This is a genomic window from Enterobacter sp. SENG-6, assembly GCF_001605945.1.
Lineage (GTDB): Bacteria > Pseudomonadota > Gammaproteobacteria > Enterobacterales > Enterobacteriaceae > Enterobacter > Enterobacter cloacae.
Genome location: NZ_LOMM01000055.1, coordinates 112,788 through 124,394 on the forward strand (window position 1 = coordinate 112,788; position 11,607 = coordinate 124,394).

Genomic DNA, 11,607 nt, shown 5'->3' on the forward strand with positions numbered 1-11,607 from the left:
GAATCATCATGGGTGCGTATCTAATCCGCCGTCTCCTGCTGATCATCCCAACCCTGTGGGCCATCATCACTATTAACTTTTTTATTGTGCAAATCGCCCCCGGTGGGCCGGTCGATCAGGCGATTGCGGCCATTGAATTTGGCACCCGCGGCGGGATGCCCGGCGCTGGCGGAGAAGGAATGGGCGCAAGCCATGCCAGAACGGGCGTGGGGAATATCAGCGAAAGCCATTATCGCGGCGGCCGCGGGCTGGATCCGGAGGTGATTGCCGAGATCACCCATCGCTATGGTTTTGATAAACCGATTCACGAGCGCTATTTCAAAATGCTGTGGGATTACGTCCGGTTTGATTTTGGCGATAGCCTGTTCCGCAGTGCCTCGGTCTTAACCCTGATCAAACAAAGCCTGCCGGTGTCGATCACCCTGGGACTGTGGGGAACGCTGATTATCTACCTGGTTTCCATTCCGCTTGGGATCCGCAAAGCGGTCTACAACGGCAGCCGTTTTGATATCTGGAGCAGCACGTTCATTATCATCGGCTATGCCATTCCGGCGTTTCTGTTCGCTGTGCTGCTGATTGTCTTTTTTGCCGGCGGCAGCTATTTCGATCTCTTCCCGCTGCGGGGGCTGGTATCCGCCGATTTCAGCACCCTGCCGTGGTATCAGAAAATCACCGACTATCTCTGGCACATCACGCTGCCGGTGCTGGCAACGGTGATTGGCGGATTTGCCGCCCTGACCATGCTGACCAAAAACGCCTTTCTTGATGAAATCCGCAAACAGTATGTCGTCACCGCCCGCGCGAAGGGCGTGGGTGAAAAACAGATCATGTGGAAGCACGTGTTCCGCAACGCCATGCTGCTGGTGATTGCCGGATTTCCTGCCACGTTCATCAGTATGTTTTTTACCGGCTCGCTGCTTATTGAGGTGATGTTCTCGCTTAACGGTCTGGGGCTGTTGGGCTATGAAGCCACCGTGTCGCGGGATTATCCGGTGATGTTTGGCACACTCTACATTTTTACCCTGATTGGCCTGCTGCTGAATATCGTCAGTGATATCAGCTATACGCTGGTCGATCCCCGAATCGATTTTGAGGGCCGATGATGCCGCGTTTAAGCCCCGTCAATCAGGCCCGCTGGGCCCGTTTTCGCCATAACCGTCGTGGCTACTGGTCGTTATGGATTTTTGCCGTCCTGTTTGTGTTAAGCCTGTGCTCAGAGCTGATTGCCAACGATAAACCCTTGCTGGTGCATTTCAACGACCGCTGGTATGTGCCCGTGCTTAATAACTACAGTGAAAGTGACTTTGGCGGCCCGTTTGCAACACCGGCGGAGTATCAGGATCCGTGGCTGCGCCAGCAGATTGATCAACACGGCTGGGCACTGTGGGCCCCGATCCGTTTTGGCGCCAACAGTATCAATTTCGCCACCACGACCCCCTTCCCTTCTCCCCCGTCCACGCAAAACTGGCTGGGAACGGATGCCAACGGTGGCGACGTGCTGGCGCGCATCCTCTACGGTACCCGAATCTCGATCCTCTTTGGGCTGATGCTGACGCTCTTCTCCAGCGTGATGGGCGTGGTGGCAGGTGCCGTCCAGGGCTACTATGGCGGTAAAATTGACCTCTGGGGTCAGCGCGTGATTGAGGTGTGGTCAGGTATGCCAACGCTGTTTCTGATCATCCTGCTGTCGAGCGTGGTGCAGCCAAACTTCTGGTGGCTGCTGGGGATCACCGTATTGTTTGGCTGGATGGCGCTGGTGGGCGTCGTGCGCGCAGAATTTCTGCGCACCCGTAATTTTGACTATATTCGTGCCGCGCAGGCACTGGGCGTGAGCGACCGTGGGATCATCTTCCGCCATATGCTGCCGAACGCCGTGGTGGCGACACTGACCTTTCTGCCGTTTATTTTGTGCAGTTCCATCACCACCCTCACCTCGCTCGATTTCCTGGGCTTCGGGCTACCGCTCGGTTCCCCCTCGCTCGGCGAGCTGTTGCTGCAGGGCAAAAACAACCTGCAGGCACCGTGGCTGGGCATTACAGCCTTTCTTTCCGTGGCGGTACTGCTTTCGCTGCTGATTTTTATTGGCGAAGCCGTGCGCGACGCCTTCGATCCCAACAAGGCGGTGTAACATGACGCAGCCCCTTCTCAGTATCGAGAATCTGTCGATTGCCTTTTCGAAACAGGGTGAGACGCGCACCGTGGTCAGCGATCTGTCGCTGCAGATCCAGCGTGGCGAAACGCTGGCGCTGGTGGGGGAATCCGGCTCCGGCAAGAGCGTCTCGGCACTCTCCATTCTGCGCCTGCTCCCGTCTCCGCCAGTGAGCTACCCGCAAGGAGATATTCTGTTTCACGGCAGCTCGCTGCTGCACGCCGACGAACAGACCCTGCGGGGCGTCCGCGGCAATAAAATTGCGATGATTTTCCAGGAGCCGATGGTCTCACTCAACCCGCTGCATACCCTGGAAAAACAGCTTTACGAGGTGCTCTCCCTGCACCGGGGCATGCGCAAAGAGGCCGCGCGCGGGGAAATCCTCGACTGCCTTGAGAGAACCGGCATCCGCAACGCGGCAAAACGGCTGAGCGATTTCCCGCATCAGCTTTCCGGCGGTGAACGTCAACGTGTGATGATTGCCATGGCGCTACTGACGCGCCCGGAACTGCTGATCGCCGATGAGCCCACCACCGCGCTGGACGTCACGGTGCAGGCGCAAATTTTGCAGCTGCTGCGGGAGCTACGTAGCGAGCTGAACATGAGTCTGCTGTTTATCACCCATAACCTGAGCATAGTGAAAAAGCTGGCCGACAGCGTCGCTGTAATGCAAAACGGACGCTGTCTAGAGCAGAACACCGCCGCCGCACTGCTGAACGCGCCTCAGCACCCCTATACGCAGCGGCTGCTCGACAGTGAACCCTCAGGCGATCCTGTGCCTCTTCAGGGGGACAGCGCGCCGTTGTTGAACGTCGATGGGCTGTCTGTCTCCTTCCCCATCCGTAAAGGTATTCTGCGCCGCGTGGTCGACCAGAACGTCGTGCTGAAGAACATCCGTTTTTCACTGCGCCCGGGTGAGTCGCTGGGGCTGGTGGGCGAGTCGGGTTCAGGCAAAAGCACCACCGGCCTGGCACTGCTGCGTTTAATTGCCTCGCAGGGCGAGATCCTGTTTGACGGCATGCCGCTGCACCGCTGGAACCGTCGGCAGATGCTGCCGGTACGTCCCCGCATGCAGGTGGTGTTTCAGGATCCCAACTCCTCGCTCAATCCAAGGCTGAGTATTTTGCAGATCATCGAAGAAGGATTGCGCGTCCATCAGCCTACCCTGACGGCTCTGCAACGTGAAAATGAGGTCAGGCGTGTGATGGCAGAGGTAGGGTTAGATCCCGAGACGCGCCACCGCTACCCGGCTGAATTTTCTGGCGGACAGCGCCAGCGTATCGCCATTGCCCGCGCGCTGATCCTCAAACCTGAGCTGATCATCCTGGATGAACCGACCTCCTCGCTGGACAGGACCGTGCAGGCACAGATCCTGACCCTGTTAAAAGGGTTACAGGAAAAGCACCGGCTGGCCTATATCTTTATCAGCCACGATCTACAGGTAGTGCGGGCGTTATGCCATCAGGTGATTGTGCTACGGCAGGGAGAAGTGGTCGAGCAAGGTGAGTGCCAGCGCGTATTTACTGCACCGACGCAGAGCTACACGCGCCAGCTGTTATCGGCAGACTAGCACTCAGAAGGGATACTGGCCCGAGAAAGGCTCAGCAATGGCCACGCCAAAGTTTTTCAGGCGGCAGGTTGCGGCAAATTCATCCTGACTTTTAACAAACAGGCACGGCTCGCCTTCACACTCCAGTACGGAGCTGTCCACTTCGATATCCGACAGCGCCTGGCTTAAGCGTTCCATTACCGGCCATGCATCTTCGTCGCTCGGGCTAAGCAGTTTGAGCGCGACCAGACAATTCTCGCAACCTGCAACGTTTTGCGGAATCGGTTCAACTTTCGAACCTGCAAAACCCGCCGACCAGCGATAGCTCTGGGGCAAGCGATGGACTATGGAGAGTTGTAATGTATTCACGTTCGATCCCCGGAAGCAAATTTACTTCACAATTTATTTACATTTATAGTAACACATCATCGCCAACCTGCACTATTCAGCGCTTTTTTATCGGTATCCAGGCTCGCGTCGGCGCTATATGTACCCGTTTCTGCGATCTAACTCAACCTTTTTAAATACAATGATGTGACTTTTTACACAAATAGATTTTACATAAAAGAAACAAACACAGGGTAAACGAACGCAAGTTTGGTTGATATGGGTCAACAAAAAGGCCCGTATCGGGCCTGATGTGCAGATTAATGAGCGGCTTTTCGCGGTCGGCTGGCGTAAAGACAGAAGAGAATGGAGCTGGTGGCACAAAACGCCATCGCCCACAGCATTGGCCAGGCCGTGTTAAAGGTCGCCATTGAGAGTAACGCCCCCACCACGGCACCAATCCCGAAGCGGAACGTCCCCGCCAGCGATGAGGCGGTGCCAGCCATATGCGGGAACTCATCAAGGATAACCGCCATCGCATTGGATGAGATCATCGAGACGCAGCCAACAAAAGCGGCAACCCCCACCACCAGCGCCCAGAAGCCCACGCCGAAAAACGCGCTGACCACCAGCCAGATAGCCATCACAAACTGGATCCACAACCCGGCACGGAACATATTCAGTGCTCCAATCCGGCGAACAAAGCGGCTGTTGATGATGGTCATGATGAACAGGAACACAATGTTCAGCGCAAAGTAATACCCAAAGTGCTGAGGGGAAACGTGGTTCAGCTCAATATAGACAAATGGCCCGGCGCTCAGGAAGGAGAACATCCCGGCAAAGCTGAAGCCGCTTGCCAGCATGTAGCTCAGCACGCGCTTGTGGCGGAACAGCGAGGCAAAATTCCCCATTGTGGTACGGATGTGGAATTTCTGGCGGCGCTCGACGGCTAACGTTTCATCAATAAAGAAGAAAATCATCGCCGAGGCCAGCAGTGCGGCAAGCGCCAGGATCCAGAAAATGGCATGCCAGCTGAACCATACCAGCACCGCGCCACCGGCCATCGGCGCCACCAGCGGCGCAATGGTGGTCACCAGCATGACAAATGACATCATGCGGGAGAACTCTTCTTTCGGGTAGATATCACGCATCAGGGCGTTAATCACCACGCTTGCCGCCGCCGCCGCGAGGCCGTGGAATAAACGCATCACGATCAGCTGATCGATACTCTGTGCCAGCGCACAGGCCACGGCTGCGGCTGCAAAGATCAGCGTTCCGCCCAGAATAACCGGCTTACGCCCGAGGCTGTCGGCCATCGGGCCATAAAACAGCTGGCCAAGGGCAAAACCGAGAATATAGGTGCTGAGCGTCATCTGTGCGCTGCCTGCCGGTACGCCAAACTGCGCCGAAATCACCGGCAGCGCAGGCAGATACATATCAATCGACAGCGGCATTAACATGGCCAGCAGGCCAAGAATGAACACAATTTTGAAAGACGAGTGTGGCCTGGTGGTCACAGGGTTCTCCTGAAATTAATGCGAGGGCAGACCGACGCTGGCGATCTCTTCTTCCGTCAGCGGGCGATATTCGCCAGGCGCCAGATCGGGATCGAGTTCAATTGCCCCAATACGTTCACGATGCAGACCCACAACGTGGTTACCCACCGCGGCGAACATACGTTTCACCTGATGATAACGCCCTTCGCTGATGGTCAGACGGACTTCGGTCGGGGTAATGACTTCCAGCACCGCCGGTTTGGTGAGGTCTTTTTCATTATGCAGCTGAACGCCTTTGGCAAATTGTTCTGCCGTGTCATCTGCCACCGGCGATTCCAGCGTCACCAGATAGGTTTTTTCACAGTGATGACGCGGAGAGGTAATGCGGTGGGACCACTGACCGTCATCGGTCATCAGCACCAGCCCCGTGGTGTCGATATCGAGGCGGCCAGCCGCATGCAGCTTGTGCGCAACCGGTTCGTCGAGGAAATAGAGCACCGTCGGGTGATCCGGATCGTCCGTAGAACAGACGTAGCCTTCCGGCTTATTGAGCATGAAATAGCGCGGGCCGTGCTGCTGGGTGAGCGGGTTGCCGTCATACTCCACCTGATGGTCAGGTTGCAGTTTGAACGCGCTGTCTCTCACAATGTCGCCATCCACGGTAACGCGGCTGGCGCGGATCTCGCGCCCGGCAATAGCACGGCTTACGCCGAGTTGCTGAGCGATAAACTTATCAAGTCGCATGAAATCTTTTTAGCCTTAATGGTGCTGGAAGTCGGACAATGCGTCCGAAAAAGAAGCAGTCAGGAACGGTTCAGTATAATGGTCTGGTAGCGCCACTCAAGGGAAAAAGTTTCGTGGCATACTATATGCGGAATAACGATACAGAGACCCCATGACTTTTACACTTCGCCCCTATCAGCAGGAAGCCGTAGACGCCACCCTGGCCTGGTTTCGCAAACACCGTGAGCCCGCGGCCATTGTGCTCCCGACTGGCGCAGGCAAAAGCCTGGTGATCGCCGAACTTGCCCGCCTGGCGCGCGGCCGCGTGCTGGTGCTGGCGCACGTCAAAGAGCTGGTTGCGCAAAACCATGCCAAGTATTGCGCGCTTGGTCTGGAGGCCGATATCTTCGCCGCCGGGCTAAAGCGGAAAGAGAGCCACGGCAAAGTGGTGTTCGGCAGCGTGCAGTCTGTTGCCCGCAACCTTGAGCTGTTTCGCAGCGAATTTTCGCTGCTGATTGTCGACGAGTGCCATCGCATCAGTGATGACGACGATAGCCAGTATCAGCAAATCCTCACTCACCTGAAAGAGGTGAACCCTCACTTACGCCTGCTGGGCCTGACGGCAACCCCGTTTCGCCTGGGTAAAGGCTGGATTTACCGCTTTCATTATCACGGTATGGTGCGAGGGGATGAGAAGGCGCTGTTCAGCGACTGTATCTATGAACTTCCGCTGCGCTATATGATTAAACACGGCTACCTGACCCCGCCTGAACGGCTGGATATGCCGGTCGTCCAGTACGATTTCAGCCGCTTACAGGCGCAGAGCAATGGTTTATTTAGCGAAGCGGATTTGAACCAGGAGCTGAAAAAGCAAAAGCGCATCACTCCGCACATTATCAGCCAGATTGAAGAGTTCGCTGAAACGCGCAAAGGGGTAATGATTTTTGCCGCCACCGTTGAGCATGCGCGCGAAATCACCCGCTTACTGCCCGCTGGCGACGCGGCGCTGATCACCGGCGAGACGCCCGGCCCGGAGCGCGACAGCCTGATTGAGGCGTTTAAAGCACAGCAGTTTCGCTATCTGGTAAACGTCTCGGTACTCACCACCGGGTTTGATGCCCCCCACGTCGACCTGATTGCTATTCTGCGTCCGACCGAATCGGTCAGCCTGTATCAGCAAATCGTTGGCCGCGGTCTGCGTCTGGCTCCCGGTAAAACCGACTGCCTGATCCTGGATTACGCCGGTAACCCGCACGATCTCTACTCGCCTGAAGTGGGTACCCCGAAAGGAAAAAGTGACAACGTGCCGGTACAGGTCTTCTGTCCTGCCTGTGGCTTTGCCAACACCTTTTGGGGCAAGACGACGGCTGACGGTACGCTGATCGAACATTTTGGCCGCCGCTGTCAGGGCTGGTTTGAAGATGATGAAGGGCATCGCGAGCAGTGCGATTTCCGTTTCCGCTTTAAAAACTGCCCCCAGTGCAACGCTGAAAATGATATTGCCGCCCGCCGCTGCCGCGAATGTGACACGGTTCTGGTCGACCCTGATGACATGCTGAAGGCCGCGCTGAAGTTAAAGGATGCCCTGGTGCTGCGCTGCTCTGGCATGGCGCTGCAACCGGGAGCGGATGAAAAAGGCGAATGGCTGAAAATCACCTATTACGATGAGGACGGTGCCGATGTCAGCGAGCGCTTCCGGGTGCACACTCCGGCTCAGCGCACGGCTTTCGAACAGCTCTTTATCCGCCCGCATACCCGCACACCGGGCGTACCGCTGCGCTGGATAACCGTAGCGGATATCGTGCATCAGCAGGTGCTGCTGCGCCATCCGGATTTTGTTGTCGCCCGCAAGAAAGGCCAGTACTGGCAAGTCCGTGAAAAGGTTTTTGACTATGAAGGCCGTTTTCGTCGGGCCAACGAACTGCGTTAACGACAGGCAGGCCTTGAATAGGAAACGATTGTTTCCTATTATGCATTATCGTATTGCAACAGGACTCACTCATGTCACGTCTTCCCGGTCGCCCGCGTGAATTTGACACCGACGCTGCCATCGACAGCGCCCTGCTCGTTTTCCGCGAGCGCGGCTATCATGCTACCTCAATCAAAGAGCTGAGTGACGCGACGGGCCTTACGGCGGGAAGCCTGTATAAAGCCTTTGGCAGCAAGAATGGCCTGTTTCTCGCGGCGTTCGACCGTTACACCCGGACGCGCAGCGCCGCCCTGCGCCAGCGTACCGAGGCGGCACGCAGCGGGCGAGATAAAATCGCGGCGGTGTTACGTTTCTACGCCGAGAGCAGCCACGGTCCAGAGGGCATACGCGGCTGTCTGGTGGTCGCCAGCGCGACTGAGCTGGCGGTTTTTGATGAGGCAACCGCGCAGTACATCAAAGCCGCCATGCAGCGTACCGAGCAGCTGTTGCTCGAACTGGTTCAGGAAGGCCAGCGGGACGGTAGCCTTTCCCGCGCGCTGCCCACGGAGCAAACGGCACGTAATCTTTTCGCGCTGCTGCAGGGTTACCGCGTGATCGGCAAAAAAGGCCTGTCTGAGGACGAAATCAATAGCGCCGTTAACGCGGCACTCAGCCTGCTCGGCTGAGTTTTTTTAACCAATTAGGAAACGATTATTTCCTATTATTCCGGAGATCGTTATGACCATGCCCATCGCCCCGCAGCACCACTTCACGCTCATCAATGGCATCCGCACGCACTACGTCACCGCCGGAGAACAGCACGCGCAGACGGTTGTCCTGCTGGCAGGTTTCCCCGAAAGCTGGTACGCCTGGCGCCATGTTATCCCTTTGCTGGCCGAGCGTTATCATGTCATCGCCCCGGACTTACCCGGACAGGGTGATACCGATTGTCCGTCAGAGGGGTATGACACCCACACCCTCGCCAGCCATGTTCATGAACTGCTGACCCAGCTTGGCGTGCATCGCTACTATCTGGCCGGTCACGACGTGGGAGCCTGGGTTGCCTGGCCTTATGCGGCGATGTACAGCGATGAGGTGATAAAGCTGGCGCTGCTGGACGCCGGCATTCCGGGTATTACCTTACCCGATGCCCTCCCCGTCACCGCGGACCGCGCCTGGCGCACCTGGCATTTTGCCTTTCACGTAATTGCAGACCTGCCTGAATTCCTCATCAGGGGCAAAGAGCGTGGCTATCTGGAGTGGTTTCTGCGTCGCAAAGCGGCGAATCCCCTCACCTTCAGCGAGGCAGATCTTGACGAGTATCTGCGCATTTTTACGCGCGAAGGTGGCTTACGCGCAGGGCTGGCTTACTATCGCGCTGCCGCCCTCTCCGCTGCGCAAAACCGGACGCTTAGCGAACGGGGTACACTCTCTGTTCCTGTTCTGGCACTCAGTGCCGATCAGGGTTCGATTCCTGATATGGCCTCGCCGCTGAGGGCGTTTGCAGAACGCGTTGACGGGTACGTGATCCCCCGTTGCGGCCATTTTCAGCCAGAAGAGCAGCCTCAGGCCGTCGCCGACGCCCTAAGCGGTTTTTTTAGTGGGGATTAATTCATTGCCCTGAGGTGGATTGGGGGCTATAATGCCGCCCGCTTTTGCATCCGCAAAGCAGAACACTCACCTGCTGCTGGGTCGCCTGTAGTAGGGTTTTAAATACAGAGAGAAATCAATGTTCACTATCGAAGCAGAAGTACGTAACGTGCAGGGTAAGGGTGCGAGCCGCCGCCTGCGTACCGCTAACAAGTTCCCGGCTATCGTTTACGGTGGCGAAGCTGCTCCAGTTTCTATCGAACTGGATCACGACAAAGTATGGAACATGCAGACCAAAGCTGAATTCTACAGCGAAGTTCTGACCATCGTTGTTGGCGGTAAAGAAGAAAAAGTGAAAGTTCAGGCTGTTCAGCGTCACGCGTTCAAGCCAAAACTGACTCACATCGACTTCGTTCGCGCGTAATCGCAAACATGTCGAAAAAAAGCCCCGCTTCGGCGGGGTTTTTTTATGGCGGTTATTTACCGCCAGCGGTGCGACGCTGCAGCTGATCGCGCAGGTTGGGTGGCGTACCTTTAATGGTCAGCGTGTCGGTGGCCGGATCCCAGAAGATACGTTCCCCCAGCAGCATGGCATCAAAGTTGATGGTTAACCCGCCGCCGCTTCCGGCAAATTTGGTTAACTGACGCAGCGTACTGCGATCCGCCGGGAAGCTCTCTTCCAGCTCATACCCTTTCTCAGCGGTAAAATCCTGGAAACTGACTTCACTGACGCCGGTCAGCTCTTTTGACAGCGACTCCAGCTCAATCTCTTCCCCCGCCTGCAGCTGTTCGTTGCAGTAGCTGTAAACCTGCTGACGCACGTTCTGGCGCTCAGATTTATCGAGCTGCGCTTCCGCCGTGAAGTCATCCACCGCCTGCAACAGCCCTTTGTTCTGCGCTTTGGCGTTGAGACCTTCGCTGGCACCGAGGAAGTCCATAAAGAAATCGGCCACTTTACGGCCAACACGCCCTTTGAGGAAGGTCAGGTAGCGCGTCGACTCCGGATTGGTTTCCCACTCGGTCAAATCAATACGCGCAACGATATCCGCATGGTTGATATCCAGATAATGGGTGGAGCTGATATCCAGCTGCTCATTCACGCGCATACTGCTTAAATTGTTCAGCACGGTGACCAGCAGATACTCGACCGCCAGGTAGCGATAGTGGCAGAACAGAACGATACCGCCGTCGGCAAACGGGTATTTTGCCAGTTCGTCGCGCAGACGTCCGGTTGCCGCGCGGCTAAACGCCAGGAAATCTTCTTCACCCTGACGTTGCAGGCGCAGGCTATCAGCCAGTTCACTCTCGTCGCTGAACAGACCATAGGCTTTATTTTTTGCACTGTAGACGCGGTGCAGTTCCGCCATCATTTCCACAACGGTTGCCGTGGGTTCCAGTAACGAATCGCGCAGCACCACTTCAAGGGTTTGCTCATCACGCTTGATAAGCTGGTGCAAGGCAATCTGGTTGATTTCCAGACTCATGATAAACTCTCCTTTTAGACCGGGCGGTATTCAACCACCACCAGGACATGTGTGCAACAACTGATAAAAAAGGGGAAAAAAAGCTGTTGCTACGGTAATATGTTGCCCTTTCATCAACAAACTGATTTTGATTTATGCCACAACATTCCCGCTACAGTGATGAACACGTTGAACAATTGCTCAGTGAGCTGGTCAACGTACTGGAAAAACATAAAACACCGACCGATCTCTCCCTGATGGTTTTGGGAAATATGGTCACCAACCTTATCAATACCAGCGTTGCTCCGGCTCAGCGTCAGGCGATCGCCAAATCTTTCGCCCAGGCTTTACAGTCTTCCGTTAGCGACGACCAGGCCCATTAAGGGAAACGAACAACAGTT

12 protein-coding genes are annotated in these 11,607 nt (G+C 56.1%); 8 read left to right on the forward strand and 4 right to left on the reverse strand.

Annotated elements, in window-relative coordinates:
- Window positions 1-8: 8 nt before the first annotated feature.
- Genes AX755_RS19890 through yejF form a run of 3 tightly spaced genes read left to right on the forward strand, consistent with a single transcriptional unit; the run spans window position 9 to window position 3,719 of the window.
- Entirely contained in the window at window positions 9-1,103 is a 1,095-nt protein-coding gene (locus AX755_RS19890; RefSeq protein WP_062857299.1) for a microcin C ABC transporter permease YejB, read from the forward strand.
- On the forward strand, window positions 1,103-2,128 hold the full coding sequence (locus AX755_RS19895; RefSeq protein WP_014832713.1) for an ABC transporter permease: 1,026 nt from the start codon (window positions 1,103-1,105) through the stop codon (window positions 2,126-2,128). Before AX755_RS19890 ends, AX755_RS19895 begins: the two co-directional genes overlap by 1 nt.
- Window position 2,129: 1 nt before the next feature.
- Window positions 2,130-3,719, forward strand: coding sequence for a microcin C ABC transporter ATP-binding protein YejF (gene yejF, locus AX755_RS19900; protein ID WP_062857300.1), 1,590 nt, complete (start codon window positions 2,130-2,132; stop codon window positions 3,717-3,719).
- A gap of 3 nt (window positions 3,720-3,722) precedes the next feature.
- On the opposite strand, the gene AX755_RS19905 is transcribed toward yejF, so the two are convergent.
- From AX755_RS19905 to rsuA, 3 genes are all read right to left on the reverse strand, one after another.
- Window positions 3,723-4,067: a YejG family protein gene (locus AX755_RS19905; protein ID WP_013097988.1), complete on the reverse strand. Its 345-nt coding sequence runs from the start codon at window positions 4,065-4,067 to the stop codon at window positions 3,723-3,725.
- Between the two features lie 278 nt (window positions 4,068-4,345).
- Window positions 4,346-5,542, reverse strand: a complete 1,197-nt coding sequence (locus tag AX755_RS19910) for a Bcr/CflA family multidrug efflux MFS transporter (RefSeq protein WP_013097989.1) — start codon at window positions 5,540-5,542, stop codon at window positions 4,346-4,348.
- A 15-nt stretch (window positions 5,543-5,557) separates the two neighbouring features.
- The gene (gene rsuA, locus AX755_RS19915; RefSeq protein WP_013097990.1) at window positions 5,558-6,265 is read right to left on the reverse strand and encodes a 16S rRNA pseudouridine(516) synthase RsuA; all 708 of its coding nucleotides are present in this window, start codon (window positions 6,263-6,265) and stop codon (window positions 5,558-5,560) included.
- A gap of 151 nt (window positions 6,266-6,416) precedes the next feature.
- On the opposite strand from rsuA, the gene AX755_RS19920 reads away from it, so the two are divergent.
- The 4 genes from AX755_RS19920 (at window position 6,417) to rplY (ending at window position 10,167) form a co-directional block, all read left to right on the forward strand.
- Window positions 6,417-8,174 carry a DEAD/DEAH box helicase gene (locus AX755_RS19920; protein ID WP_062857301.1) on the forward strand — a complete coding sequence of 586 codons (1,758 nt, stop codon included), beginning with the start codon at window positions 6,417-6,419 and terminating at the stop codon, window positions 8,172-8,174.
- 71 nt (window positions 8,175-8,245) lie between these two features.
- Window positions 8,246-8,839: a TetR/AcrR family transcriptional regulator gene (locus AX755_RS19925; RefSeq protein ID WP_013097992.1), complete on the forward strand. Its 594-nt coding sequence runs from the start codon at window positions 8,246-8,248 to the stop codon at window positions 8,837-8,839.
- 52 nt (window positions 8,840-8,891) lie between these two features.
- Window positions 8,892-9,764, forward strand: coding sequence for an alpha/beta fold hydrolase (locus AX755_RS19930; protein WP_062857302.1), 873 nt, complete (start codon window positions 8,892-8,894; stop codon window positions 9,762-9,764).
- 118 nt (window positions 9,765-9,882) lie between these two features.
- Complete coding sequence (gene rplY, locus AX755_RS19935; RefSeq protein ID WP_013097994.1) at window positions 9,883-10,167, forward strand: 50S ribosomal protein L25; 285 nt, start codon at window positions 9,883-9,885, stop codon at window positions 10,165-10,167.
- Between the two features lie 52 nt (window positions 10,168-10,219).
- Here rplY and yejK read toward each other — a convergent pair whose 3' ends face one another.
- The gene (gene yejK, locus AX755_RS19940) at window positions 10,220-11,227 is read right to left on the reverse strand and encodes a nucleoid-associated protein YejK (protein ID WP_062857303.1); all 1,008 of its coding nucleotides are present in this window, start codon (window positions 11,225-11,227) and stop codon (window positions 10,220-10,222) included.
- Between the two features lie 134 nt (window positions 11,228-11,361).
- On the opposite strand from yejK, the gene AX755_RS19945 reads away from it, so the two are divergent.
- Window positions 11,362-11,589 (forward strand): YejL family protein, encoded by a 228-nt coding sequence (locus tag AX755_RS19945; RefSeq protein WP_001135586.1) that lies wholly within the window; start codon window positions 11,362-11,364, stop codon window positions 11,587-11,589.
- The last annotated feature ends 18 nt before the right edge of the window (window positions 11,590-11,607 follow it).

What these genes read in the sequence shown, in the direction of transcription:
- AX755_RS19895 (WP_014832713.1), top strand. Translation starts at nt 1,103, where the DNA reads ATGCCGCGTTTAAGCCCCGTCAATCAGGCCCGCTGGGCCCGTTTTCGC.
- AX755_RS19890 (WP_062857299.1), top strand. Translation starts at nt 9, where the DNA reads ATGGGTGCGTATCTAATCCGCCGTCTCCTGCTGATCATCCCAACCCTG.
- AX755_RS19920 (WP_062857301.1), top strand. Translation starts at nt 6,417, where the DNA reads ATGACTTTTACACTTCGCCCCTATCAGCAGGAAGCCGTAGACGCCACC.
- AX755_RS19945 (WP_001135586.1), top strand. Translation starts at nt 11,362, where the DNA reads ATGCCACAACATTCCCGCTACAGTGATGAACACGTTGAACAATTGCTC.
- AX755_RS19930 (WP_062857302.1), top strand. Translation starts at nt 8,892, where the DNA reads ATGACCATGCCCATCGCCCCGCAGCACCACTTCACGCTCATCAATGGC.
- rplY (WP_013097994.1), top strand. Translation starts at nt 9,883, where the DNA reads ATGTTCACTATCGAAGCAGAAGTACGTAACGTGCAGGGTAAGGGTGCG.
- rsuA (WP_013097990.1), bottom strand. Translation starts at nt 6,265, where the DNA reads ATGCGACTTGATAAGTTTATCGCTCAGCAACTCGGCGTAAGCCGTGCT.
- yejF (WP_062857300.1), top strand. Translation starts at nt 2,130, where the DNA reads ATGACGCAGCCCCTTCTCAGTATCGAGAATCTGTCGATTGCCTTTTCG.
- yejK (WP_062857303.1), bottom strand. Translation starts at nt 11,227, where the DNA reads ATGAGTCTGGAAATCAACCAGATTGCCTTGCACCAGCTTATCAAGCGT.
- AX755_RS19925 (WP_013097992.1), top strand. Translation starts at nt 8,246, where the DNA reads ATGTCACGTCTTCCCGGTCGCCCGCGTGAATTTGACACCGACGCTGCC.